Origin of the sequence: Promicromonospora iranensis, from assembly GCF_028994775.1 — a bacterium.
GTDB classification, from domain to species: Bacteria; Actinomycetota; Actinomycetes; order Actinomycetales; family Cellulomonadaceae; genus Promicromonospora; species Promicromonospora iranensis_A.
This window is the reverse complement of record NZ_JAJQMN010000001.1, coordinates 184,423-209,282: the sequence shown is the minus strand read 5'-3', so window position 1 is coordinate 209,282 and position 24,860 is coordinate 184,423. Positions and strand designations below refer to the sequence as shown.

Genomic DNA, 24,860 nt, shown 5'->3' with positions numbered 1-24,860 from the left:
AAGCGCGATTTCCTTCCGGGCAAATCCGGCAAATGATAGTTTGTCGCGCATGGCGACGGCCAGCAGGCGAGCCCTCATCGCGTTCTCGTGCGCCGCGACGCTCGTCCTCGCGAGCGGGTGCGGCCCGGCCTCCGAGTCCGAGACGCACGAGGAGTGCGCATCGCTCCTCGGCGTGCAGGGACGAGTCGTCATCGGGATGCACAGCGACCAGCCCGGGATGAACTTCCAGAAGACCGACTCCACACGCGGTGGGTTCGACTACGACTTCGCCCAGTGGCTGGGCAGCTACTGCGGGCTGAACGTGGTCGAGCAGAACCTCGGTACCACGCAGCGCGAAGGGGAGCTGCAGGACGAGGACGGCGCGGACCTGGTCATCGGCAGCTACTCGATCACCGACGAGCGCAAGGAGGACATCTCCTTCGCCGGCCCGTACATGAAGACCAAGCAGGGTGTGATGGTCCGCTCGGACTCCGGCATCGAGTCCGCCGCCGACCTCAGGGGCAAGAAGGTCTGCGCGGCTCGGAGCAGCACGTCGTGGGACCAGATGAAGGAGAACCTCTCGGGCATCGTCGCCGTCCAGGAGGAAGGGTTCGGCGTCTGCACCCAGAAGCTCCTGGCCGGCACCGTGGACGCGGTCTCGACCGACCAGCTGCTCCTCTACGGCTACGCCGAGGAGTTCGGCGGCCTGCAGGTGCTGCCCGACGAGCAGTTCGGCAACGCCGAGCTCTACGGCATCGGGATCGACCACGGCGACGCCGAGCTGTGCGAGTTCCTGGACGACGCCATCCTGCAGGCGCTGATCAGCGGCTGGTGGGTACAGACCTTCGAGAACAACTTTCCTGACTACCTCGACCCCGCGGACTTCAAGCCTGACGACGGTGACCTCACCGAGTGCCCCGACCCGGAAGCCGAGCCGTGACCGGACCTGGCGACCCGGCGCTCGCGGCCGAACGGTCCGCGAAGCCGCGCGGCCGACGCGGAGACCTCACCATCTTCGTCGCGGGCGGCGTGGTATGCGTCATCGCGTTCGTGCTGGAACCGTCGGAGGGCCGGTCCTCGATCGACGCCGCGGCGATGCTCCTGAGCTACGTGGGCATCTGCCTCGCCGTGCGGCAGGGGGTCCAGGAGATCCAGACCCACCAGGCCGACGACGACGCACCGGGCTGGTGGAGCCGGTTCGTCGCCACTCTCACCGCGCGGCCGAGATCCACCGTCGCGGGCCTGGTCACCGTTCTCGCCGCCGCGACGTTCCTGACGTGGTACTACACCTCGGCGTCCTCGATCCCGGTCACCGGCGACATCAGGGTGGCCGCCGTGTCCGAGGAACCCGCCGACGACAGCACGCCCGCCGGCCTCACCGACTGCTACGTCGACGGCGAGCGCCGCACCGAGGAGGGGACCGGCGCCCCGACCGCCGACTGCACCCAGCTCCGGATCAGCCTGCCGGGAGACCCGCCGCCGCGGGGTCACGTCACGTTCCTGCCCGTGCTGCACAACCCGGCGGCCACCGGGTCCTGCGTCGCCGCGGCCGAGATCGTCCTGACGCCGGTTGTCGACAACGTCCCGCGCGTCCCGGTCAGGGGCCCGTCGGGCAGGCCCGTCGACATTCCCATCAGCGGCGGCACCAGCGCCGTGCACGTCCTGGCGGAGGTCGACCAGCGGCACGACGACCTGGCGTGCCGGGTGTCGCTGACCGTGACACGGGCGGTCCTGCACGACTGACCCCGCACGACCGAGCCCGCACGACCGAGCCCGCACGACCGAGCCTGCACGACCGAGCCTGCACGACCGAGCCTGCACGACCGAGCCTGCACGACCGAGCCTGCACGACCGAGCCCGCTAGACCTCGGGTCGGGAGCCGAACACGATCTCGTCCCAGCTCGGTACCTGCGCGCGCGACTTGCGGCCGCGTTTCGCCGCCGGGCGTTTGGGCGTCGCGGGCTCGGCCGGTGGCTTCTCCGGCACCTTCTCCGGCACCTTCTCCGTGTCGGCCTGGGGCGCCGGCTGAGGCGCGGGGTTGTCCGCGGGCGACGCCTCGGCGGCAGAGCCGGGGTCGGGCCGCTGCTCCGAGCCGGTCGCGGGGGCCGTGATCTCCCACTGGCTCGGTCCGTCCCACTCGAGATCAGCGGGGGAGTCCGGAACCTTGACGGAGGGCATCCGCGGGCGGGACCCGCCCCGTCGTGCGCCGATGTCGACGACGGACGCCGACGGTTCGGGCGCCTCCTCGGGTGCCGGCTCGGGCTCACCGGCCGGTGGACCATCCGCGCCGTCCAGGTCGAGCTCCATCATGTCCGGCAGATCGTTGTCCGGCGACTGCCTGCGGGCAGGGCGCTGTCCCCGCCGCTCCGACAGGTTGTCGAGCAGCAGGTCCGTGTCGTCCTGCTCGGGCGGTGCGGGCGCCGACGGGTGGTGGTTGCTGCGGTGCGGCGGCAGGGCCGACACGCCCGCGAAGGAGGGGCCGCCGTCGTCCTCCGGGAGGCCGAGCCAGCGCGCCTCGTCGTCGAGCGCGGTCACGAAGCCGCCGCGCGGCTCCAGGGACCAGCGGGCGAGGCGAGGGCGCTCTGCGGCCTCGAACTCGACCTGCACGATCCACGGGTGGGTGCCCTCCCGGGTGGCGGTCCACCGGGCGTCGGCGGGGCGCACGCCCCGCGAGCGGAGCCGCTCGTCGGCGACCTCGCCCAGCGTGGTGGCGCCGTCGTCGTCCGTCAGGACGGCCTTGGCCCGCACCCGGGCGATCGAGTGCTCCCGCTCGGAGAGCACCGCGTACTCGAACCGGCGCACGTGGTCGAGCGGCAGGCCCGAGGCCTCGGCCAGCGCTTCGCAGGTCTCGCCGGCGCGCAGGCGCGCCTGGATCTCGCGGGGGCGCAGCGCCGACTCCTCCCGGGCGCGGATGGACTCCATGCGGGGGCGGTCCCCTCGGATCGCGGCACGCAGGGCATCGGTGATGGGCAGGGTGCTCTGGGCGCCGTCGCGCGCAGCAAGGACGAGTCGTTCACCGTCCTCGTGCAGCCCTACCAGCTCCAGCTCGTCCATGCCAGTCCTCCCGGGGTAGTCCTGTGGGCCGAGCCTGCCACTGCGGGGCGGCCCAGCGGCGCAGGCGCGTCGGTGTGCCGCCGGATAGTCGGCCGGTGGTCGGTGCGGCAGGATGGGTGCGTGATCTCACCCGCACTGCCCGAGCTGCCCGACGGCGTCACCGTCACCGCCCTCCGCGACCTCGCCGTCCGCCTCGCGACAGCCGCCGGTGCCCTGGTCCGTGAGGGTAGACCGGATCGCGTGGTGGTCGCTGCCACCAAGTCGAGCGAGGTGGACCCGGTGACGGTCATGGACCGCGCGTCCGAGGAGCTGCTGCGCACGATGATCGCCGCCGAGCGGCCCGACGACGCGATCCTGGGCGAGGAGGGTGACGACGTCGCCGGCACGAGCGGCCTCACCTGGGTGCTCGACCCGATCGACGGAACGGTGAACTACCTGTACGGGGTGGCCTCCTGGGCCGTATCGGTGGCGGTGGTGGCCGGGCCGCCGGAACCCGCCTCGTGGACCGTCCTGGCCGGGTGCGTGCACAGCGTGGCCGACGGCCGCACGTGGTCGGCCGGGCTCGGCGAGGGCGCCACCCGCGACGGCGAGCCCGTCCGCGTGGGCGCCCCCGTGTCCCTCGGCACCTCCCTGGTCGGCACCGGCTTCGGGTACGACGCCGCCCGCCGTGCCCACCAGGCCCAGGTGCTGACCCAGGTGCTGCCCAAGATCCGGGACATCCGGCGGCTCGGCTCGGCCGCCATCGACCTGTGCCTCCTCGCGGACGGCTCGATCGACCTGTACTACGAGCGCGGGCTCAACCCCTGGGACATGGCGGCGGGGGCGGTCGTGGCCACCGAGGCGGGCGCCGTCGTGACGGGCCTCCGCGGCGGGCCGGCCGGTCAGGCGATGACCGTGGCGGGCCCGCCCGAGCTCGTCGCGCAGCTGTCCGAGATCCTCGAAGCGGCAGATGCGGACGGGGCGACTTCCGCCGAGTTCGGGTGATCTTTTTTCTGACGCGGTCCGGCGAGAGATGTCACCGTCGAACGCCGTCCAAAAGCAAATAATGCTGCGTTGACGCAGGTCAGGGCATACGTGACCTGAGTTACACCCGCAGATGTAGCGCGCCGATACGAAATGGTGCACAATCCGTGGGCCGAGTCGGGAACAAATCCGGGGCGGCATGCATTATCTGCGCGTACACCCGCAACGGACGCCGTTCGACGGCGCTTGCGGTGACCCGGCCGGGGCGGCGTCGAATCCCCGGATGACCCGAAACCTTCCGGCGCGACCACCTACCGACGGAGAACACCACATGGCAACTGACTACGACGCCCCGCGTAAGACCGATGAGGATGTCGAGCAGGACTCGATCCAGGAGCTGCAGGCGCGTCGATCTGACAAGTCCTCGGGCGTTGTGGACGAGGACGAGACCGAAGCGGCCGAGGGCTTTGAGCTCCCGGGTGCTGACCTGTCCGGCGAGGAGCTCGCGGTCCGCGTGCTGCCCCGACAGGCGGACGAGTTCACGTGCTCCAGCTGCTTCCTCGTGCACCACCGCAGTCAGCTGGCCTACGAGAAGGCCGGCCAGATGATCTGCACGGAGTGCGCCGCCTGATCCACCAGGCGTTCGGCACTGACGACACGACCGGGCTGTCATGCGATGCGTGGCAGCCTTCGTCGTGCCCGGGGACCGGGGACGGGACCCTCGGCTCAGGCTTGCCTCCGGCTCAGGCCCTACTTGTATCGGCTGAGCCTGCGGTTCCGCTCCGGGCGCGTGCCTCGTTCCTCGGCCCGCACCCTGCGCTGCACCTCCGGCTCAGCCGAGCAGCGCCTCCACCAGCAGCTGCGGGCGCCGCGTCGAGACGAGCCAGTAGGGGGTCGGGTCCGCCGGGTCGTCGAGGGGGACCCGCACGCCGGTCCGGGCCCATGCGCGCAGACAGACGTACGCCCGCCCGTCGAGGCCGGGGCCCAGCTCGTGCCGCATGGCGGCGACGTCCAGGGCCTCGGCGGGGCCGAGCAGCGTGACCGGGACCCGGGCGCTGCCGGCCCGCAGGACGCCGTCGGACACCTCCACGACGGGCGAGGTGATGGCCAGGGCCGCCGCGGACCCCACGCAGACCAGCAGCCCGACGACCAGGGCCGCCGTCGTGTGCAGCGGCCACAGCGCGATCGCCGCGATGGCGCCCAGACCGACCGTGCCGAGCCAGCCACCGGGACCGGGCAGAAGACGCTCATGGAAGGTGAGGGTGGTCGCCGTCATGGGAACATCATCCCAGCCCTGAGCACTGCTGGGACGCACGTCCGGGCACTCTTGCGGCGGGGCGGGCCGAGGTGGCGTACTCTTCCGGCGTGCCCACCCCTGTGCCAACCGACGACGGCAGCACGGTAGACGTGCTCATCCGCCTCCTCGACGACGTCCCCGTCCCCTCCTACGCGCACCCCGGCGACGCCGGCGCCGACCTGGTGACCACGGTCGACATCGAGATCCCGCCGCAGGGCCGGGTGGTGGTGCCCACGGGAGTCTCGATCGCGCTGCCGGACGGCTACGCGGCGTTCGTCCATCCCCGGTCGGGGCTGGCCGCGAAGCACGGGGTCACCATCGTGAACGCGCCCGGCACCGTCGACGCCGGCTACCGCGGCGAGATCAAGGTCACGCTGCTCAACACCGACGTCACCGAGGCCGTGAAGCTGGCTCGTGGTGACCGGGTGGCGCAGCTCGTGATCCAGAAGGTCGAGCGGGCCCGGTTCCTGCCCGCGGAGACCCTGCCGGGTTCGCACCGCGGCGACGGCGGCTTCGGCTCGAGCGGCGGTTTCGCGGGGCGCTGAACGCTCGGCGCGGAGCGGTCCCGACTTCCGTACCGGCACCACCCCGGACGGGTCTAGTCTGTAAGTAACGAGTGGATAACGCTGCTGTGCGCTGTATCCGTGTGCGCACGCAGGACGACGAACTACGAAGGAGCGTGGCTGTGGGTCTGTTCAGCCGACGAGGCACGGCGAATGAGCCCGCACCGGTCGAGTGGGCGTCGGTGGAGGCCGAGCAGCAGAAGCGGCCCCACGGACCCTTCGACCGGTCGCAGGTGGGGGAGATGGGTCCCCGCGTCGACCTCGGCGCCATCTGGCTGCCGGTGATGCCGGGTCTCGAGCTCCGCATGGAGATCGACAAGAAGACGCAGAAGGTGACGGGGGTGACGGCCGCGCTGGAGGGGTCGAACCTTCAGATCCAGGCCTTCGCCGCGCCCCGCACCGAGGGCATCTGGGACGAGATCCGGCACGAGATCGCGCAGTCCGTGAGCGGGCAGGGCGGGATCGTCGACGACGTGCCCGGCGTGTTCGGCCGCGAGCTGCTGGTCCGCATGCCGGTGAAGGGCCCGGACGGACAGCCCGGCCAGCGTCCCGCACGGTTCGTCGGCGTGGACGGCCCGCGCTGGTTCATCCGTGGGGTGCTCGCGGGCAAGGCGGCCCTCGACGCCGAGGCGGCCAAGGCGCTGGAGTCCGTGTTCGCGAACATCGTCGTGGTCCGTGACCAGAGCCCGCGTCCGCCCCGGGACCTGCTGCCCCTGGCGCTGCCGAAGTCGGCGCGCAAGGATGGTGCACAGCCGGCAGCGGCCGTTGCCGGCCCCGAGGGTGCGGTACCGCAGATGTCCGACATCGATCCTCTGCGCCGCGGCCCCGAGATCACCCAGATCGGCTGACGAGGTGAACCGCTGATGTCGCTGCGCTCGAGCCTCGCGTCCCGTATCGCTGAGTCGCTGGCGTCCAACGAGGAGGTCCGGGACACCGAGGAACGCGCCGACGCCTCCCGCAACGTGGGCTGCATGGCCGTCGCCTCCGTGCCGGTCCGGTCCCGCGGCAAGGTGGCCGGCGTGCTGCGCTCGGTGGTCCTGCGGCCGCGTGAGGGCGTGCCCACCGTGGAGGCGGAGCTGTTCGACGGCTCCGGCGCGCTGGACCTCGTCTGGCTCGGCCGCCGGACCATCGACGGCATCGAGCCCGGCCGCCGCATCCGCGTCGAGGGCATGGTGTGCGACGTCGACGGGCGGCGCACCATGTTCAACCCGCGGTACGAGCTCCGGCCCCGGCCGGGCGAATGACGCATGAGCGACGGGGGCGATCAGCACCCCGGGGAGCACGGCACAATGAGCCCCATGAGTGAACCAGCACGTCCCGACGTGCCCCCGCAGTCCGAGCAGCAGCCCGACGGGGCCCCGGCGCAGGCGCCGGCGCGCGGCATGCGTGCCCTGGCCGGCGAGGAGTTCTCCGCCGCGCAGGCGATCGGCGGCGTGCGTGGCCTGGTGGAGGCGGTGCTACCCGGCCTGGTGTTCGTGGTCGCGTTCGTGATCTCCACCCCCAACCTGGTGATCCCGCTGGTCGCGTCGGTCGTCTCCGCCCTGGTGCTCGTGGTGGCGCGGCTGGTGCAGCGCACACCCGTCACGCAGGCGCTGGGCGGCCTGCTCGGCATCGCGATCGGCGTGGTGTGGGCCTGGACGTCCGGCGAGGCGGAGAACTACTACGCCGGGGGCCTGCTGCTCAACGCCGGGTACCTCGTGGTGCTGCTCGGCAGCATCCTGATCCGCCGCCCCGCCGTCGGCTACGTGGTGGAGGCACTGCGCGCCGGTCTGACGCCGGAGGCGGTGAAGGCGCAGGCCGAGGCCGGCGCCTCGCCGTTCGCCGCTCTGACGGGCTGGCGCGACGACCCCGCCAAGATGCGCACCTACGGACAAGCCACCTGGCTCTGGGTGGGCCTGTTCGCCCTGCGCCTGGCAGTCAAGACGCCGCTGTACTTCGCGGGCGACATCGCGTGGCTCGGCACGTTCCACCTGCTGCTCGGCGTGCCGCTGTGGGCGCTGGTTCTGTACCTGACCTGGTACGTCGTGCGCCGGCCGAAGGTGCAGGCTCCGGCCTAGCCCTCGTCCTTCGGCACCAGGAGCTTCTGCAGGGTGTCGGTGTCGGCGTCCGCGCCGGCGACCAGCAGCAGCTCGTCGCCGGCCTCCAGGGTGTCGTCCGGGCTGGGCACGAGCGGCCGGCCGTCGCGCACGATCGTCGCGAGCGTGACGTCGGCCGGCCACACGACCCGGCCGACACGCGTCCCGGCGACGCGGGAGTCGGCGGGCAGCGTGAGCTCGAGCAGGTCGGCGCGGGACTGGCGGAAGCTGAAGATGCGCACCAGGTCGCCCACGGCGACCGCCTCCTCGACCATCGCGGTCATGATGCGCGGCGTCGAGACCGCCACGTCCACGCCCCACGACTGGTCGAACATCCACTCGTTCTTCGGGTTGTTCACCCGGGCGACGGTGCGCGGCACCCCGAACTCGGTCTTGCCGAGCAGCGAGAACACGAGGTTGACCTTGTCGTCGCCGGTGGCGCCCACCACGACGTCGGCCTGCTCCATCTCGGAGGCCTCGAGCGCGGGGAGCTCGCACGCGTCGGCGAGCACCCACTCCGCCTCAGGGACCTGCGAGACCCGCATGGCCGAGGCGTTCTTGTCGATCAGGGTGACCTCGTGCTCGTGGCTCAGCAGCTCCCGGGCGATCGAGCGGCCCACGGACCCGGCCCCTGCGATGACGACGCGCATCAGTCCTCCTCGGCGGTCGGCGCGGCGGTGAGGATCCGCTCGACGTCGGCGGAGGCGTCCGTGGTCATGAGGAGGTGCAGCACGTCGTTCTCCTGGAGCACGATGTCGGGCGTGGGCAGCACCGCGGAGGTGTACCGGGTCACGAAGGCGACCCGCGCGCCGGTCGCGGCCTCGATGTGGAGCACGGGCCGGCCGACCCAGCGCCGGTGGTAGTCGATCTGCGCCAGCCGGACGGTGCCCGACGGGTCGAGGTACTCGTCGGTGGAGCCCATCGGCAGCATCCGGCGCAGCACCTGGTCGGCGGTCCAGCGCACGGTGGCGACCGTGGGGATGCCCAGACGCTGGTAGATCTCCGCGCGGTGCGGGTCGTAGATGCGGGCCACCACGTTGTCGACGCCGTAGGTCTCGCGGACCACCCGGGCGGACAGGATGTTGGAGTTGTCGCCGTCGGACACCGCGGCGAACGCGTACGTGTCCTCGATCCCCGCCTGGACGAGTGTGTCCCGGTCGAAGCCCACGCCGGTCACCTTCTTGCCCGAGAAGTCCGAGGGCAGGCGCCGGAACGCGTCCGGGTTCTGATCGATGACGGCGACGGAGTGTCCGCGGCCCTCGATCTCCTGGGCGAGGCTGGAGCCCACACGGCCGCAGCCCATGATCACGAAGTGCACGAACGGAACGCTACCGCGCCGCGGCCCTACGGTGCGCTCCGGGCCATCGGCAGGCATAGAGTCTTCCAACGTGTCGGACATCGTCGATGCGGCCAAACGACTACTGGTCGGCCGCCCCAAACGTAGCGAGAGCCTGGGTCGCACGCTGCTGCCCAAACGGATCGCCCTGCCGGTGTTCGCCTCGGACGCCCTGTCGTCCGTGGCCTACGCTCCGGACGAGATCCTCCTGACCCTCTCGCTGGCCGGCATCGCCGCCCTGGCGTTCTCGCCGTGGGTCGGTCTCGTCGTGGTCGTGGTGCTGCTCATCGTGGTGGCGTCCTACCGGCAGAACGTGCGAGCCTACCCGTCCGGCGGCGGTGACTACGAGGTCGCCACCACCAACCTGGGCCGGACGGCGGGGATCGGCGTGGCGTCCGCGCTGCTCGTCGACTACGTCCTCACCGTCGCCGTGTCCATCTCGGCGGCGGCCCACTACGCGACGGCCGCGATCCCCGGGATGCGGGGCCACGAGGTCGTCGCGGCCGTGGCGGCGGTCGCCGTGCTGACCCTGGTCAACCTGCGCGGTGTCCGGGAGTCCGGTACGGCGTTCGCGGTCCCGACCTACTGCTACATGGCGATCATCGGGGCGCTGGTCGTCACCGGTGCGGTCCGCTACTTCGCCGGGAACCTGCCGCAGGCCGCGAGCTCCGGGTACGAGCTCGTGGGGGAGGCCGCGTTCGACCAGGGGCTGGTCGGTATCGGCGGCGCGTTCCTCCTGGCCCGCGCGTTCGCCTCCGGCTGTGCCGCCCTGACCGGTGTCGAGGCGATCAGCAACGGCGTGCCCGCGTTCCGCAAGCCCAAGTCGCGCAACGCCGCGACGACGCTGCTGCTGCTCGGTGGCATCTCCTCGACGATGATCATCTCGATCCTGCTGCTGGCCCAGGCCACCGGTGTCCGTTTCGCCGAGGACCCGCACACCCAGCTGCAGGTGAACGGCGAGCCGGTCTCGGCCGACTACGTGCAGATCCCCGTGATCGGCCAGCTCGCCGAGGCGGTGTTCTCGGGCTTCCCGCCCGCCTTCTACGCGGTGTCCGCCGTCACTGGCCTGATCCTGGTGCTCGCCGCCAACACGGCGTTCAACGGGTTTCCCGTGCTGGGCTCGATCCTGGGCCGCGACGGGTACCTGCCGCGCCAGCTGCACACCCGCGGCGACCGCCTCGCGTTCTCCAACGGCATCGTCACGCTCGCCATCGCGGCGATCGTCCTGATCGTCGCGTTCGACGCCTCGACGACGCGCCTGATCCAGCTCTACATCGTGGGCGTGTTCGTCTCGTTCACCCTGTCCCAGCTCGGCATGCTGCGGCACTGGACCCGGGAGCTGCGCACCGAGCCGAACCCGGCGGTGCGCAGCCGCATGAAGCGCTCGCGCGTGGTCAACGGCATCGGCTTCGCGTTCACCGGGACGGTCCTGATCATCGTGCTGGTGACCAAGTTCACGCATGGCGCCTGGATCACACTCCTGGCGATGGGCGTGCTGTTCGTCCTCATGCGAGGGATCCGCAAGCACTACGACCGCGTACGCGAGGAGCTCGCGCTCGACGACGTCTCCGCGGCCCGGGCGCTGCCCAGCCGGGTGCACGCCGTCGTGCTGGTCTCCAAGGTGCACAAGCCGACCATGCGAGCGCTGGCCTACGCCCGGGCCGCCCGGCCCAACGTGATCGAGGCCGTCACGGTGGGCGTGGACCGGGAGGACATCGACGGGCTGGTCGCCGAGTGGGAGGCCCTCGACCTGCCCGTTCCCCTGCGCATCCTCGACTCGCCCTATCGCGAGATCACCCGGCCCGTGCTGAAGTACGTGCGGTCGGTGCGCCGCGAGTCGCCGCGTGACCTCGTGATCGTCTACATCCCCGAGTACGTCGTGGGCCACTGGTGGGAGCAGCTGCTGCACAACCAGTCGGCGCTGCGCCTCAAGGGCAGCCTGCTGTTCACACCCGGGGTCGTCGTGGCGTCGGTGCCGTGGCAGCTCGCCTCGTCGCGCGGCCACACCGGTCTCGAGGACGACACGTTCATGCACGGCAGGCGGATCTAGGCAGGGGATACTGGGGGCATGCCCCGCAACCCCGACCGTCGTTCCGCGCCCGCCGACCCCGATTCCGGCGGTCGTCCCCGCCGTCGTCCGCAGCGCTCCCCGCGGCCGGACCGCGGCCGGCGCGTCAGCGACGTGCCCGCACCCGAGGTGGGCACCGAGGTCGAGCTGGAGGTGGGTCCCGTCGCACACGGCGGCCACTGCGTGGCACGCCTCGACGGTCGGGTCGTCTTCGTGCGGCACACCCTGCCGGGCGAACGGGTGCGCGCCCGCGTCACCGAGGGCGGCTCCAGCTTCTGGCGCGCCGACGCCGTCGAGGTGCTCCAGGCGTCCCCCGACCGCGTCGAGCCCGCCTGGCCCGCCGCGGGGCCGGACGGCGTGGGCGGTGGTGAGCTCTCGCACGTCGCGCTCCCCGCGCAGCGGCGCTGGAAGACCGACGTGCTCGTCGAGCAGCTGCAGCGCCTGGCCCGCATCGACCCGGAGTGGCTGGCCCGGGAGGTCACGGTCGAGGCCGCACCCGGCGACGACGAGCGCCGCGGCCTGCACTACCGCACCCGGATCGACCTGGTGGCCGACGCCGCCGGGCATGCCGGCATGCGCAAGCACCGCTCGCACGACGTCGTGGCGCTGAAGAAGATGCCGCTCGGCACCGCGGAGATCGCGGCGTTCGCCGTGGCCGAGGACGTGTTCACCCGCACCTGGGCGCCGGGCGCGCAGCTGACCCTGGTGGCGCCGTCCGAGGGCGAGCCGGTGCTGCTGGTCGACGGCGAGCCGTGGCGCCGCGGGAAGCCGGACACCCGGCCCAACGCCCGCCGCTCCGTGAGCGAGTTCGTGGCCGGGCCGTGGGGCACGCACCGCTACCGCGTGGCCGCCGCCGGCTTCTGGCAGGTGCACCGCGAGGCGCCGTCCGTGCTGACGCGTGCCGTGCTGGAGGCGTGCGGCGAGCTGACCGGGGCCACGGTCCTGGACCTGTACTCCGGCGCCGGGCTGTTCACGCTGCCGCTCGCGGACGCCGTCGGGCCCGAGGGCCGCGTCGTCGCCGTCGAGGGGGACGAGCAGGCCGCGAAGGACGCCCGCCGCAACGCCCACGCGTCTCCGCAGGTGACGCTCGAGGTCGGCGCCGTGGACCAGGTGCTCGGGTCGGACGCCGTCCCGACGGCCGACGTCGTGGTGCTGGACCCGCCGCGGTCGGGTGCCGGCCGGGCAGTGGTCGACGCGATCGCCGCCCGCGCCCCGCGCCGCATCGTGTACGTGGCCTGCGACCCGGCGGCGCTCGCGCGCGACGTCGGCTACCTGGCCGCGCACGGCTACACGCTCTCGGGGGTGCGCGGGTTCGACCTGTTCCCGCACACGCACCACCTCGAGGCGGTAGCGGTACTGGACCGGCAGGTCTGACGCCCGGGCGCGCATAGGATGCGCCTCGTGAAGCGGTGGCTGGTGGGCGGCGGGATCGTCGCGGGTGTGGTGACGGCGTTCGCCGTGGCCGTCGTCGTGGGCATGTTCGCCGGTGGCGGGGGCCTGACGGTCGGGGACGGCCGAGGGCCGGCGCCGACGTCGACGAGGGCGCCGACGCCTGGCCCGAGCCCGTCGCCCACGCTCGTCCCGGCCCCGAGCCCCACGCCGACCCCGTCGGTGGAGAGCGCCGAGCGGCCGGCAGGACGGACCGCCGAACGTGCGATCGGGGCGGAACCGCCGGTCGCGCTGTTCGTGGGCGACTCGTACACGGTCGGCCAGCGTGCGTCGTCGCCGTCGAACCGCTGGAGCACGAGAGTGGCCCGCGAGATGGGCTGGACCGAGCGCAACGTCGCGGACAACGGCACCGGGTTCGTGAGCCGGCGGCCGGAGACGGACCGGCTGTCGTACGCGGAGCAGCTGCGCTCGGTGCCTCCGCGGGGTGTGGACCTGGTGGTGATCGCCGGCGGACAGAACGACTTCCAGGAGCTGCGCGATACGCCCGCGCTGGTGTTCCGTGCGGTCGCCGACACGTACGAGCTGGCCGCACAGCGCTTCCCGGACGCCGAGATCATCGCCGTCGGGCCGTCCACGCCGTGGGAGATCGGGCTCGAGGCACGCGCCCTGGACAGCGCGGTGCGCGCCGCGGCGGAGAGGCACGGGGCCACGTATGTCTCGATGCTGGACCCCGACGTGGTGGGGGACCGGTACGTCGACGCGGACGGGACGCACGTCAACGACCAGGGCTACGCCGCCATCGCGCGCCGGGTGGTCTCGCAGATATCTTGACGTCAAGATATATGCGTTATGCTGGCCCGAGCAGCCCGGCTTAGGCTGGGTGAAGCCCCCTGGAACCCATGCGAAGGCTCCTTCGCGCGATGACCGCGCCTGTGAGAGCCGACGCACCGTCAGCCCCGCAGAAGGAGCCACAGTGAGCACCGTGGACACGTTCGGATCGAAGGGAACGCTGGAGGTCTCGGGCAAGTCCTACGAGATCTTCCGGCTCAACGCGGTCGAGGGGGTCGAGCGCCTCCCGTACTCCCTGAAGATCCTCGCCGAGAACCTCCTGCGCACGGAGGACGGCGCGAACATCACCGCCGACCACGTGCGCGCCCTCGCGTCCTGGGACCCGGACGCGCAGCCCGACACCGAGATCCAGTTCACGCCGGCGCGCGTGATCATGCAGGACTTCACCGGCGTGCCCTGCGTCGTGGACCTCGCCACCATGCGTGAGGCCGTCGCCGCGCTCGGCGGCGACGCCACGAAGGTGAACCCGCTGGCCCCCGCCGAGATGGTCATCGACCACTCCGTGCAGATCGACGTCGCCGGCCGCGCGGACGCGTTCCAGCGCAACGTCGAGTTCGAGTACCAGCGCAACCACGAGCGCTACCAGTTCCTGCGCTGGGGACAGACGGCGTTCGACGACTTCAAGGTCGTCCCGCCGGGCACCGGCATCGTGCACCAGGTCAACATCGAGTACCTGGCGCGTACCGTCATGACCCGCGAGGTCTCCGTGGACGGGGAGGCGCCGGTCCTGCGGGCGTACCCCGACACCTGCGTCGGCACCGACTCGCACACCACCATGGTCAACGGCCTGGGTGTGCTGGGCTGGGGCGTCGGCGGCATCGAGGCCGAGGCCGCGATGCTCGGCCAGCCGGTCTCGATGCTCATCCCGCGCGTCGTCGGCTTCAAGCTCAGCGGCTCGATCCCGGCCGCCGTGACCGCCACCGACGTCGTGCTCACGATCACGCAGATGCTGCGTCAGCACGGTGTGGTCGGCAAGTTCGTCGAGTTCTACGGCGAGGGCGTGGCCCAGGTGCCGCTCGCGAACCGCGCCACCATCGGCAACATGTCGCCGGAGTTCGGCTCGACGGCCGCGATCTTCCCGATCGACTCCGTCACCGTCGACTACCTGCGCCTGACCGGCCGCTCCGAGGAGCAGCTCGCGCTCGTCGAGGCGTACGCCAAGGAGCAGGGCCTGTGGCACGACGCCGACACCCCGGAGCCGGTGTTCTCCGAGTACCTCGAGCTCGACCTGTCGACCGTCGTCCCCTCGATCGCCGGGCCGAAGCGCCCGCAGGACCGCATCGAGCTGACGAACGCCAAGGCCGCGTTCACGCGTGACCTGCCGACCTACGCGCCCGACGTGCTGGACCAGGTGGACGAGGCCGAGAAGGAGTCGTTCCCCGCGTCCGACTCGCCGGCCATCACGCCGAACGGCCGCAAGCACGTGCACGTCACGAACACCGAGGGCAAGGAGTTCGACCTGTTCCACGGTGCGGTCGCCATCGCGTCGATCACGTCGTGCACCAACACCTCGAACCCGTCGGTCATGATCGCCGCGGCGCTGCTCGCGAAGAACGCCGTCGAGAAGGGCCTCGTGTCCAAGCCGTGGGTCAAGACCTCCATGGCGCCGGGCTCGCAGGTCGTGACGAACTACTACGAGAAGGCCGGCCTCTGGCCGTACCTCGAGAAGCTGGGCTTCCACCTGGTCGGCTACGGCTGCGCCACGTGCATCGGCAACTCGGGCCCGCTCGACGAGAAGGTCTCGGAGGCCGTCAACGAGCACGACCTGTCGGTCGTCTCCGTGCTGTCGGGCAACCGCAACTTCGAGGGCCGTATCAACCCGGACGTCAAGATGAACTACCTGGCGTCCCCGCCGCTGGTCATCGCGTACGCCCTGGCCGGCACCATGGAGTTCGACTTCGAGCACGACCCGCTGGGCCGTGACGAGGCGGGCAACCCGGTCTTCCTCCGCGACATCTGGCCCTCGCCGGACGAGGTCGAGAAGACCATCGCGTCCTCCATCGACCGCAAGATGTTCGAGTCGGACTACGCGGACGTGTTCAAGGGCGACGAGCGCTGGGCCGCCCTGGAGACCCCCGAGGGCGACACGTTCGCCTGGGACCCCGAGTCCACCTACGTGCGCAAGCCCCCGTACTTCGACGGCATGGGCATGACGCCGGAGCCCGTCACTGACTTCTCGGGCGCCCGCGTGCTCGCGAAGCTGGGCGACTCGGTCACCACCGACCACATCAGCCCGGCCGGCTCGATCAAGCCGGACAGCCCGGCCGGTACGTACCTCGCCGAGCACGGCGTCGGCCGCCGCGACTTCAACTCCTACGGTTCGCGCCGTGGCAACCACGAGGTCATGATCCGCGGCACGTTCGCGAACATCCGTCTCCGCAACCAGCTCCTGGCCTCGGAGAACAACGGTGCGGGCGTCGAGGGCGGCTTCACGTTCAACTTCGTGAAGAACGCACAGGACACGATCTACGACGCCGCGCAGGACTACGCCGCGGCCGGCATCCCGCTCGTGGTGCTCGGCGGCAAGGAGTACGGCTCCGGCTCGTCGCGCGACTGGGCCGCCAAGGGCACCGCGCTCCTGGGCGTCAAGGCCGTCATCACGGAGAGCTTCGAGCGCATCCACCGCTCGAACCTCATCGGCATGGGCGTGCTGCCGCTGCAGTTCCCGGCCGGCCAGAACGCCGAGTCGCTCGGCCTGGACGGCACGGAGACCTTCGACGTCACCGGCGTCACGGCGCTGAACGAGGGCGTCACGCCCGAGACGGTCAAGGTCACGGCCACCAAGGCGGACGGCTCGCAGGTCGAGTTCGACGCCGTGGTCCGGATCGACACGCCGGGCGAGGCGGACTACTACCGCAACGGCGGCATCCTGCAGTACGTGCTCCGCCAGCTGGTCGCCTGAGCCGGAGGTGCAGCGCAGGGTGGGGGCCGAGGAACGAGGCACTCGCCCGTAGCGGAACCGCAGGCTCAGGCGAAGAAGATAGAGCCTGAGCCGGGGGCACAGCGCAGGGTGGGGGCCGAGGAACGAGGCACTCGCCCGTAGCGGAACCGCAGGCTCAGGCGAAGAAGATAGAGCCTGAGCCACCGACCCGCAGTCCAGAACGACGGCGCCCCGCCCCTCCGTGAGGAGAGGCGGGGCGCCGTCGTCGTACGTGGTGCCGACGTGGTGCCGGGGCGGTCGGCTCAGCCCCCGATCCCGGACCGCTTGGCGGCCCTGAGCACCTGGGACTGCTCCTTCTTGGTGATGACGCCGTCCTCCACGAGCGGGGTCGTGACTTCGGTGACGTGGGCGACGAACGCGCTGTTGCTCACCCACGGCCACGTCTCGTCGACGAGGTCGGCGATGGTGCAGCCGTTCCCGGTGTCGACGTTCGCGACCTTGCTGTCCACGCCACCGATGATCACCGTGGGGCGCTCGTCGGAGACGGGGCAGGCGTCGGTCTCGGTCCAGGCGACCGAGAACCGCAGGGTGCCCGTCCGGGTGACGTTCCCGGCGTTGTCGGTCGCCCGGTACCGCAGGGCGTGCGCACCGGGTTCGGTGATCACGATCTGTGCGGTGAACTCCCGGAAGGCCTCGTCGCCGAGTGCGTACTCGATCAGCGCGACCCCGGAACCGGAGTCCCGGGCACTGATGGAGACCGTCGCGGTGCCGATGTAGGCGCCCTCGTGGTCCTGCTCCCCGCGGACCTCCGCCGAGGCGATCGGCGGCGTCCGGTCCGGTGCGGGGCCTGCCTCGACGACCACCAGGTCGGCAGAGCCGACCTCCGAGACGTTGCCGGCGTTGTCCGTGGCCCGGAAGGTCACGGTGTGCTCACCGATCGTGTCGATGGTGATCGGCGCGGTGTAGGGCTTGAAGGCCCCGCCGTCGAGGGCGTACTCGACGCTCGCCACACCGGACCCGGTGTCCTCGGCGAGCAGCGTGACCGTTGCGGAGCCCAGGTAGTAGCCGTCGAAGTCCTGCGAACCGGTGATCTCCGCGGTGACGGTCGGCGCCGTCGTGTCCTCGGCCTGGGCGACCACCGTGAACGTGGCAGACCCTTCCGCCGAGACGTTGCCCGCGACATCCGTGGCCCGGTAGGTCACGGTGTGCTCGCCGGCGGTGTCCACGACGACCGGCTCGGTGTACGGCGCGTACTCACCGCCGTCGAGCGCGTACTCGATCGAGGCGACGCCCGAACCGGCGTCCTCGGCCGCGATGGTCACGGTGGCCGAGGCGATGTAGGCGCCCGACGAGTCGAGCTCGCCGGTCACCTCGGCGTTCACGAGGGGTGCCGTGGTGTCCTCGCCGTCGGCGGCCACGACCTCGATGTGCAGCATCTCGGGGGTCGAGACGTTGCCCGCGTTGTCCGTGGCCCGGGTCTCGACCATGTACATGCCCGGCTGGTCCAGGACGAACGGCTCCGTGTACGCCTGGTAGGCGCCACCGTTGACCGAGTACTCGACCGAGGCGACGCCGGACTCGGCGTCCTCCGCGGTCAGCGCGACCGTCGCGGTGCCGATGTAGGCACCGTCGGCGTCCTGCTGGCCGGCGACGTCCGCCGTGACGGTCGGCGCCGTGGTGTCGTCCGCCGGCGCGTCGGTGACCACCAGCTCACCGGCCATCGTGCCGTGGCCGGGGATCGCGCAGAAGTACCGGTACTTGCCCGGAGTCAGGTTGACCTCGGCCTCGTACCGGCCACCGTTGGCGTCGAACGGGTTGGCCAGGATGTCGAGCGTGACGTCGTGGTTGTACCCCGGCGTGCTCGTGTCGAACGTGAGCGTGTGCGACATGCCGATGTTGTTGCCGGTCGCCGCGCTGTTCTCGAACACGATCGTGGCGGGGCCTGCGGTCGCAGTTGCCGGCGCCGAGGCATAGGCCGTGACGCTGTTGTCGCCGGTGAAGGTCAGGACCTGGTCGGCCGCCGCCTCCTCGGCCGCCGCGAGGGCGGGGGCCTGGACGGTGGGCAGGGCGGCGGGCGCCGCCGTGACCACCGCTGGTGCCAGCGGCAGCGCCACCAGGGCACCGACCGCTGCTCCCGCCAGCAGGCGGGACACCTTTCGTCTCAACATGGGGGTGCCTCTCGTCTTCGTGGGCGTGGTCACAGGTCACGCACCCGGATGTTGCGGAACTCCATGGCGTCCGCGTCACCGTGGTTCTGCAGGCCGATGAAGCCCTTCAGGAACTGCCGCATGTCGCTCGGCGGGTCGCCCGCGCGCGAGGACTGCTTGCCCGGCGAGTTCTCGAACTCGTTGATCACCACGCCGTTGCGGATGATCGTGTACTGCTGGCCGACCACCTTGATCTCGTAGTCGTTCCAGACACCCTTCGGGGTCGTGCCCGCGTCGGGCAGTGCGACCGGGTCGAAGTTGTACACCGAACCGGTCTTCTGGGGTTCGCCCGTCGGACCGTCGTAGATCTGGATCTCGTGGCCGCAGTAGATCGCCACCCACGCCTCGGCGTCGGTCAGCTGACCGCAGTCCGGGCGGTCCTCCTTGGCGACCCGGGGGTCCGGGAACCGGGTGAAGACACCGCTGTTGGCGAACCCGTCACCCCGCGCGACGTCCTTGAACTGGAGCTTCAGCGAGAAGTCCGCCAGCTCCTCGCCCGGGTGCCACAGCATGCCGAGCCCACCACGCGCGCGGATCGAACCGTCGTCCTGCAGGTCGAAGTTGCCGCCGGGTGCCTGACGCCAGTCGTCGAGCGTCTCCGCCGTGCCGTCGAACAGCCACCGGTACCCGGTGGTGCCCCGCGCGCCGATGCCCGACTTCGTGGCGGCCGAGACGAGCGCCTTCTCCTCCTTGGCCGTGATCACCTTGTCGGCCCGCAGCTGCTTCGCCACACCGGTGACGTGGTTCACGAACTTGGCGTTGGTGTCCCACTGCGCCTCGTCGTTGATCAGGTCGTTGATGGTGCAGCCACCCAGGTCGTCGTTCGCGACGCCGGAGTTCGTCTCGCCCATCCACACCGTGGCCCGGTCGTCCGGGATGGTGCAGGTGGTCTCGACCGGCACGTCGAGCGTCGTGGTCTCACCGTCGGCGTAGGTCACCGTCAGCTTCGCGTCGTAGCTGCCGACACGGGCGTAGGTGTGCTTCGGGTTCGCCTCGGTCGAGGTGTTCCCGTCGCCGAAGTCCCAGGCGTAGGAGACGCCGCCGGACTTGCCGCCCGTGAAGGCGACGGTCAGCGGGTTGCTCTGCACGCTGGCACCGGAACCCGCGGGCACCGGGGTCGCCGGGCCGCCCGTGTAGGTGATCCGGGTGAGCTTCTGGTTCTCGTGCAGCGTGAAGAAGCCGCTGCCGTAGTCGAGCAGGTACAGGGCACCGTCCGGACCGAACTTGGCGTCCATCCAGCTCTGCAGCTGCGTGTTGCCGTTACCGCCCTGGACGATGCGGCGCAGGTCCTCCGCGAAGAGCGGGGCACCGGCCTCCTCGACCGTGTCCGGGTTGACCGTGACGGCCACGCGGTTGTTCGAGTTGGACTGGTCGCCCAGGAACCACTTGTTGTCCCAGTGCTCCGGCCACGCGACGCCGGACCCGGTGTCGACCTCAGAACGGTGGTAGGTCGGGCCGTTCATGATGGCCTGACCGCCGCCACGCAGGTACGGCTGGGTGTAGGTGGCCTCGTCCGCCTCGTAGGAGGGCACGCCGTCCTCACCGGCAGGGAAGACCGGGCCGCCGCCGTCGGGCGAGTACCAGATCATGTTCGCGCGAGCCGGCGGGATGTCCACCAGACCCGTGTTGCGCGGCGAGGTGTTCTTCAGGTTGTCGCAGTCGTACCAGCCGGTCAGGACGCTCGCGTCCTCGTTGCTCCGGTCACGGTAGGGCTGCTTGTTGCCCATGCAGTACGGCCAGCCCTGGTTGCCCGCCGACGTGATGATCGTGGCGGTCTCGTACTTGGCCGGGCCGAGCTCCGGGCTCGGCGAGCCGGCGTCCGGCCCCACCCAGGCGGCGGTCAGCCAGTCGTTCTTCTCGTCGTAGTCGAGGCGCGAGATGTTCCGCACGCCCATGACGTAGATCTCCTGGCGCGTCTTGTCGGCCGGGTACTCGCCCTCGGGGAACAGGTTGCCCTCGGGGATCGTGTAGGTGCCGTCCGGCTCCGGGTGGATCCGCAGGATCTTGCCGTTCAGGTCGTTCGTGTTGCCGGAGGTGCGGCGCGCGTCCTGGAACGAGATGCCCGCGAACTCCTGGGTCCAGTTGTTACCCGAGTAGCCGTCGGAGCCCCCCGACGAGTTGCTGTCACCGGAACCGATGTAGAGGTTGCCCTCGGAGTCGAAGTCCATGCCACCACCGGCGTGGCAGCAGCTGTGGATCTGCGTCTCCCACTCCAGCAGGTCCTTGCGCGTGGACTGGTCGATCGCGTCGGTCTCGGGGTCGTACGTGAAGCGCGACACCGTGCGGTGACCGACGCGGCGCTCGCGGTCGATCGACTCGTGCGGCATCCAGTACAGGTAGACCCAGTTGTTCTCCTCGAACTTCGGGTCGAGGGTGATGCCGAGCAGACCCTCCTCGTTCTTGACGAGCTCGCTGCCGCTGCCGCGGTGGCCCATGACGTCGAGCGTGGTCAGCAGCTTGGTCTTCTCGGTCTCCGGGTCCCAGCGGTGGACGGTGCCACAGCCGAGGCCGACCTTCGGGTTCTCCCACGGCACGACGGGGGCCGTCGCGCAGGCAGCCTTGCCGATGTAGAAGACGCCGCCGTCGGGGGCGACGGTGAGTCCGTGCGGCTCGCCGACCTGGTCGAGCGTGCCGGCGGTGTTCTTCAGGGTCAGGCGCTGCGACTCGTAGTTGTCGGCGATGGTCGCCTGGCAGTCTCCTCGGGCCATGCCGGTGGACCAGAGCAGGCCGCCCAGCAGGTGGCTACGGAACTCCGGCTGCGAGTAGCTCGCCGCCGTGCCGCCCATGCCGGTGTAGAAGGAGCGGCCGCCGTCGTAGTCACGGCACCACGTGACGGGGTGGAAGGCGCCGTTCGCGCCCTCGCCCGGGTTGTAGTCCCACTCCTGGACCTGCGCGATGGTGTGCACCTCGCCCACGGGGTTCGGCGACCAGTTCAGCCACCGGTCCGACCGGGTCCACTTGGTCGGCACGTCCTCGGACGCCGGGTGCAGGTCGTCGACCACGTTCACGGTCGCCTTCTGGATCGGGACGACCGGCTCCGGCTCCTCGTCGGAGGAGGCGTCGAAGAGCTCGATCTCGGCGAGCTGGGTGAGACCGTCACCCGCGTTCGCCGTGATGTCCAGACGGTAGTGCTGGTACGCGGTCGTGTTCTCGAAGCGGTAGTCCTGCGCCGAGAAACGGTCCGGGAAGTCCTGGTCGGTCTGCGTGTCCAGGTCGGTCCACGTCGTGCCGTCCGTCGAGCCCTGCAGCGTCCAGCTCTTCGGGTCGCGGCCGTCGAAGTCGTTGGCGGAGGTGAGCGCGTAGCGGGTGGCCACGACGGGCTCCGCCATCGTCAGGTCGATCTTGGCCGTCCGCTCGAAGGCGAGCCACTTGGTGTTCGAGTCGCCGTCGATCAGGTTCTCGGCGTCCTCGTTCGGTGGGTTCTCCGCGTTCGCCTTGACGCTGGCGACCTCGAGGGCGTCCGGCAGGTTGCCTGCCGGGCGGGTGCCGATGAGGCCCGTGAACCACTGCGAGCGGTCCTGTGCGCGTGCGGCGTCACGGATGCCGAGGAACCCGCCACCGCCCTGCACGTACGCCTTGAGCTGCTCCTCCTGGCCGGTGGAGAGCTCGACGCCCTCCGCGGACAGGAAGACGACGCCGCGGTACTTCGAGAGGTTCTTCGCGGTGAAGACCGACGGGTCGGACGCCGTCTCCACGGTGAACCCGTTCGCCGCGCCCAGCTCCCTGATGGTTCTGGTCGCGAGGGTGACCGGGTCCTTCTGCTTGTCAGGTGCACCGTGGAAGACGAGCACCGTGACGGCCTGCGCCGCCGTGGGGGCCGCAGGGGCCACCACCGTCGCGGGAGCCTGGGCCACCGCCGTGAGCTGGGCCTGTGCCGGCACCGTCGCCATGCTGACGAGAAGGGTGGCGCCGGCGATCGCGGCCAGTGCACCGCGTGCCGATCTGCGTGGGGTAGGCCCGCCGCGGAGTGGCGGGCTCGTTGTGATTCGTTCCATCACTGCTCCTTTGCGCGTGAACTTCAGTGGGAATCAGCGGTCAGTGGGAACCAGCGGTGTGGCCGGTGTGCTCGTGGTGCTGGAAGCGGTCGATGGCCTCCTGGGCGCCGTCCGGCATCGAGCCGTCGGCGTTGCGCACGAGGAAGATGCCCGCCATGCCGCCGTCCGAGTGGAACTGGACGTGGCAGTGGTACATCCAGGCGCCCGGGCCCACCGCCTCGCCCGCGATGACCTGGAACCCGAACGAGGAACCGGGGTTGAGGTCGGCGTTGTCGACCACCTGGCTGGGGTCGTCGGGACCCATGAGGTAGCCGGTGCGGTTGTTCGCCCAGCGGTGGGCGTGCAGGTGGAACGTGTGCAGCTGGTCGCCGTGCCCGATGGCGAGGATCTCGACCTTCTCGCCGAGGTTCGCCTCGAGCATGGGGGTGTCGGGCGCCATCTTGTTGTTGATGGTCATGTCGTTGAACACGACGGTGTACTGCCGGTCGGGCAGGATGTCGCCCTTGCGCCGCACGATGAGACCGCCGTAGAGCCCCTTGCGCAGGCCCTCGGTGCCGTGGTCGCCACCCAGCGCGTGGTCGTGGTAATGCCAGTAACCGGCGCTGCCCGGGATCCATCGGGTGTCGTCGGCCCGGTGCTGCACGTGGCTGCTCCACGTGTAAGTACGCGTCTCGCCCGGCTCGTTGAACGAGTCGTTGAACGGGCTGCCGTCCGACGTGGTCTTGTAGTCCACGCCGTGCGGGTGGATCGACAGCCGCCGGTCGGTGTTGTTCACCAGCTCGATCTGGAGCGTGTCTCCCTCCCACATCTCGAGCACGGGCCCCGGGATGGTGGCCTCGCCCGGGGCCAGGCCGTATCCGTACTGCCCGCCCGGGAGCTCCTCGGCGTACATGGTGATGTGCCGGGTGGTGCCCTGAGTGCTGACGGGCGGGGTCGTCGGCGCCGGCGCCGGCTTGGTCGAGACCGCCGCGGCCGTGTCGGCGCCGAGCGCCAGTGCCGCGGTCGGAGCCATCAGGCCGGCCAGGGTGCCGGTCAGGACACTGCGACGGGACACACCGCCCAGGGGGGATCGGGTGTCAGGGCTGTTCTCAGGCATGCGTCTCCGTTCGACACCCGTCGGGCAGGCCTATGGCCGCCCCGACGAGACAGGGATCAGGGGGATGGGGGTTCAGACGCGCGAAGCTGTCGGCGGCGACGCCGCGGGAGACAGCGGTGTCACGAAGGTGGACCACATCGTCGTTCCCTCCAAGGACGTCGGCTCGTGACCGTCTACGGCGGCGGTCACGCCCTCACGACCCATGCGGCCACCGTGCCGGAAAGACCTCGGATGGCTCGCATGCGTGTTGTGCACCACAAAGTGGCTTTGTGAACCTATGGCGACTTCTGCCGAGTGTCAAGCAAAAGTTGAAGGAACAAGGTCAGACTTCTGCGTGACAGAAGATGCTGGAGATGGCCGAAGCCCCGCCCCGCGGAGGCGGGACGGGGCTTCGAACGGGCTGAAAGGTCGGTTTGGGGCGGGTCTGGGGCGGTCTGAGGGGCCTGGGCAGGTCGCAGGGGGGCGGGCTACGGGGGAGGTAGCAGCACCCAGACCGCGGTGGCGACCAGGACCGTCCCGGTCAGCAGCCCGGTCAGGGGGTGGGTGAAGGCTGCCGTCGACCGGTGGTCCCGCGGCCGGATGACGGCGCGGAGCGCCCATCCGACCGGCCAGGCGGCCAGGGCGGCCAGGACCCCGGCGGCGGCGCCGAAGTACAGCTCGGGTACGTCGAGGGTGTCGGCGATGATTCCCACCTGGACCGCCGTCGACACCGCGACGACCGTGGGGATCAGGTGGATCCGTGACCTGCCCAGGGTGACCGCGGCCTTCTTGTCGTCCTTGGCGGCCGCCACGGCCCGGCGGTACTTGCTCGCGATGAACCCGGTGACCAGCCGGGTCAGGCCGGCGTGGACCAGGAACGCCGCGACGTAGATGCTCACCACCCGCCCGGTCACCACCGTGCCGTCGGACCAGGTGCGCACGGCCGTCAGGACGGCGACGACCACGACGCCGGACGCGAGCACGACGCCGATGACGGGTGCCAGCCGCGTCCATGGTCCCGAGTGCCGGACGGTCCAGCCGAACCACAGCGCTGCCAGGACCCCGACCACCGTCGCCGCCAGGGCGTGGTCGCTCGCGTGCTCCATCGTCTTCCCCCTCTGCGGAACCG

At 70.9% G+C, this 24,860-nt stretch carries 20 protein-coding genes; 12 read left to right on the top strand and 8 right to left on the bottom strand.

Annotated elements, in window-relative coordinates:
* Positions 1-49: 49 nt before the first annotated feature.
* Both LUU90_RS01015 and LUU90_RS01010 read left to right on the top strand, forming a co-directional pair.
* Complete coding sequence (locus LUU90_RS01015) at positions 50-919, top strand: transporter substrate-binding domain-containing protein (protein ID WP_275001331.1); 870 nt, start codon at positions 50-52, stop codon at positions 917-919.
* A complete protein-coding gene (locus tag LUU90_RS01010) occupies positions 916-1,722 on the top strand; it encodes a hypothetical protein (RefSeq protein WP_275001330.1) in 807 nt (268 codons plus the stop codon). The genes LUU90_RS01015 and LUU90_RS01010 overlap by 4 nt, the downstream gene beginning before the upstream one ends.
* Positions 1,723-1,839: 117 nt before the next feature.
* Here LUU90_RS01010 and sepH read toward each other — a convergent pair whose 3' ends face one another.
* Entirely contained in the window at positions 1,840-3,033 is a 1,194-nt protein-coding gene (sepH, locus tag LUU90_RS01005; protein ID WP_275001329.1) for a septation protein SepH, read from the bottom strand.
* Positions 3,034-3,153: 120 nt separating this feature from the next.
* On the opposite strand from sepH, the gene LUU90_RS01000 reads away from it, so the two are divergent.
* Positions 3,154-4,017 (top strand): inositol monophosphatase family protein, encoded by an 864-nt coding sequence (locus tag LUU90_RS01000; RefSeq protein ID WP_275001328.1) that lies wholly within the window; start codon positions 3,154-3,156, stop codon positions 4,015-4,017.
* A gap of 310 nt (positions 4,018-4,327) precedes the next feature.
* Positions 4,328-4,627 (top strand): DUF4193 domain-containing protein, encoded by a 300-nt coding sequence (locus LUU90_RS00995; protein ID WP_116675819.1) that lies wholly within the window; start codon positions 4,328-4,330, stop codon positions 4,625-4,627.
* Positions 4,628-4,828: 201 nt separating this feature from the next.
* Here the strand turns inward: LUU90_RS00995 and LUU90_RS00990 are convergent, their stop codons facing one another.
* On the bottom strand, positions 4,829-5,272 hold the full coding sequence (locus LUU90_RS00990) for a DUF3093 domain-containing protein (protein WP_275001327.1): 444 nt from the start codon (positions 5,270-5,272) through the stop codon (positions 4,829-4,831).
* Positions 5,273-5,361: 89 nt separating this feature from the next.
* Between LUU90_RS00990 and dut the strand changes: the two genes are divergently transcribed.
* The 4 genes from dut to LUU90_RS00970 all read left to right on the top strand — a co-directional run bounded on the left by dut (position 5,362) and on the right by LUU90_RS00970 (position 7,913).
* Positions 5,362-5,838 carry a dUTP diphosphatase gene (dut, locus tag LUU90_RS00985; protein ID WP_275001326.1) on the top strand — a complete coding sequence of 159 codons (477 nt, stop codon included), beginning with the start codon at positions 5,362-5,364 and terminating at the stop codon, positions 5,836-5,838.
* 140 nt (positions 5,839-5,978) lie between these two features.
* Positions 5,979-6,704 carry a DUF3710 domain-containing protein gene (locus tag LUU90_RS00980; RefSeq protein ID WP_275001325.1) on the top strand — a complete coding sequence of 242 codons (726 nt, stop codon included), beginning with the start codon at positions 5,979-5,981 and terminating at the stop codon, positions 6,702-6,704.
* A 15-nt stretch (positions 6,705-6,719) separates the two neighbouring features.
* A complete protein-coding gene (locus tag LUU90_RS00975) occupies positions 6,720-7,100 on the top strand; it encodes an OB-fold nucleic acid binding domain-containing protein (RefSeq protein ID WP_275001323.1) in 381 nt (126 codons plus the stop codon).
* Positions 7,101-7,154: 54 nt separating this feature from the next.
* Positions 7,155-7,913, top strand: coding sequence for a DUF3159 domain-containing protein (locus LUU90_RS00970; RefSeq protein WP_275001322.1), 759 nt, complete (start codon positions 7,155-7,157; stop codon positions 7,911-7,913).
* Here LUU90_RS00970 and LUU90_RS00965 read toward each other — a convergent pair.
* Both LUU90_RS00965 and LUU90_RS00960 read right to left on the bottom strand, forming a co-directional pair.
* On the bottom strand, positions 7,910-8,581 hold the full coding sequence (locus LUU90_RS00965; protein ID WP_274997283.1) for a potassium channel family protein: 672 nt from the start codon (positions 8,579-8,581) through the stop codon (positions 7,910-7,912). The genes LUU90_RS00970 and LUU90_RS00965 overlap by 4 nt on opposite strands.
* Positions 8,581-9,234, bottom strand: a complete 654-nt coding sequence (locus LUU90_RS00960; RefSeq protein WP_275001750.1) for a potassium channel family protein — start codon at positions 9,232-9,234, stop codon at positions 8,581-8,583. The genes LUU90_RS00965 and LUU90_RS00960 overlap by 1 nt, the downstream gene beginning before the upstream one ends.
* Positions 9,235-9,319: 85 nt before the next feature.
* On the opposite strand from LUU90_RS00960, the gene LUU90_RS00955 reads away from it, so the two are divergent.
* From LUU90_RS00955 to acnA, 4 genes are all read left to right on the top strand, one after another.
* Entirely contained in the window at positions 9,320-11,317 is a 1,998-nt protein-coding gene (locus LUU90_RS00955; protein WP_275001321.1) for an APC family permease, read from the top strand.
* 18 nt (positions 11,318-11,335) lie between these two features.
* A complete protein-coding gene (locus LUU90_RS00950; RefSeq protein ID WP_275001320.1) occupies positions 11,336-12,709 on the top strand; it encodes a class I SAM-dependent RNA methyltransferase in 1,374 nt (457 codons plus the stop codon).
* A 27-nt stretch (positions 12,710-12,736) separates the two neighbouring features.
* Entirely contained in the window at positions 12,737-13,555 is an 819-nt protein-coding gene (locus LUU90_RS00945) for an SGNH/GDSL hydrolase family protein (RefSeq protein ID WP_275001319.1), read from the top strand.
* Positions 13,556-13,697: 142 nt separating this feature from the next.
* On the top strand, positions 13,698-16,475 hold the full coding sequence (acnA, locus tag LUU90_RS00940; RefSeq protein WP_275001318.1) for an aconitate hydratase AcnA: 2,778 nt from the start codon (positions 13,698-13,700) through the stop codon (positions 16,473-16,475).
* Between the two features lie 281 nt (positions 16,476-16,756).
* On the opposite strand, the gene LUU90_RS00935 is transcribed toward acnA, so the two are convergent.
* From LUU90_RS00935 to LUU90_RS00920, 4 genes are all read right to left on the bottom strand, one after another.
* Positions 16,757-18,622: an OmpL47-type beta-barrel domain-containing protein gene (locus tag LUU90_RS00935; RefSeq protein WP_275001316.1), complete on the bottom strand. Its 1,866-nt coding sequence runs from the start codon at positions 18,620-18,622 to the stop codon at positions 16,757-16,759.
* A 29-nt stretch (positions 18,623-18,651) separates the two neighbouring features.
* A complete protein-coding gene (locus tag LUU90_RS00930) occupies positions 18,652-22,656 on the bottom strand; it encodes a ThuA domain-containing protein (protein WP_275001315.1) in 4,005 nt (1,334 codons plus the stop codon).
* Positions 22,657-22,696: 40 nt separating this feature from the next.
* Positions 22,697-23,752 carry a multicopper oxidase domain-containing protein gene (locus LUU90_RS00925; protein ID WP_275001314.1) on the bottom strand — a complete coding sequence of 352 codons (1,056 nt, stop codon included), beginning with the start codon at positions 23,750-23,752 and terminating at the stop codon, positions 22,697-22,699.
* A gap of 467 nt (positions 23,753-24,219) precedes the next feature.
* On the bottom strand, positions 24,220-24,837 hold the full coding sequence (locus LUU90_RS00920; RefSeq protein ID WP_275001313.1) for a hypothetical protein: 618 nt from the start codon (positions 24,835-24,837) through the stop codon (positions 24,220-24,222).
* Between the last annotated feature and the right edge of the window lie 23 nt (positions 24,838-24,860).

Bases quoted from the DNA above. Each gene is read 5' to 3' on its own strand.
- LUU90_RS01015 (WP_275001331.1), top strand. From the start codon at position 50: ATGGCGACGGCCAGCAGGCGAGCCCTCATCGCGTTCTCGTGCGCCGCG.
- sepH (WP_275001329.1), bottom strand. From the start codon at position 3,033: ATGGACGAGCTGGAGCTGGTAGGGCTGCACGAGGACGGTGAACGACTC.
- LUU90_RS00995 (WP_116675819.1), top strand. From the start codon at position 4,328: ATGGCAACTGACTACGACGCCCCGCGTAAGACCGATGAGGATGTCGAG.
- LUU90_RS00990 (WP_275001327.1), bottom strand. From the start codon at position 5,272: ATGACGGCGACCACCCTCACCTTCCATGAGCGTCTTCTGCCCGGTCCC.
- LUU90_RS00975 (WP_275001323.1), top strand. From the start codon at position 6,720: ATGTCGCTGCGCTCGAGCCTCGCGTCCCGTATCGCTGAGTCGCTGGCG.
- LUU90_RS00970 (WP_275001322.1), top strand. From the start codon at position 7,155: ATGAGTGAACCAGCACGTCCCGACGTGCCCCCGCAGTCCGAGCAGCAG.
- LUU90_RS00965 (WP_274997283.1), bottom strand. From the start codon at position 8,581: ATGCGCGTCGTCATCGCAGGGGCCGGGTCCGTGGGCCGCTCGATCGCC.
- LUU90_RS00960 (WP_275001750.1), bottom strand. From the start codon at position 9,234: ATGGGCTGCGGCCGTGTGGGCTCCAGCCTCGCCCAGGAGATCGAGGGC.
- LUU90_RS00950 (WP_275001320.1), top strand. From the start codon at position 11,336: ATGCCCCGCAACCCCGACCGTCGTTCCGCGCCCGCCGACCCCGATTCC.
- LUU90_RS00935 (WP_275001316.1), bottom strand. From the start codon at position 18,622: ATGTTGAGACGAAAGGTGTCCCGCCTGCTGGCGGGAGCAGCGGTCGGT.
- LUU90_RS00930 (WP_275001315.1), bottom strand. From the start codon at position 22,656: ATGGAACGAATCACAACGAGCCCGCCACTCCGCGGCGGGCCTACCCCA.
- LUU90_RS00925 (WP_275001314.1), bottom strand. From the start codon at position 23,752: ATGCCTGAGAACAGCCCTGACACCCGATCCCCCCTGGGCGGTGTGTCC.
- LUU90_RS00920 (WP_275001313.1), bottom strand. From the start codon at position 24,837: ATGGAGCACGCGAGCGACCACGCCCTGGCGGCGACGGTGGTCGGGGTC.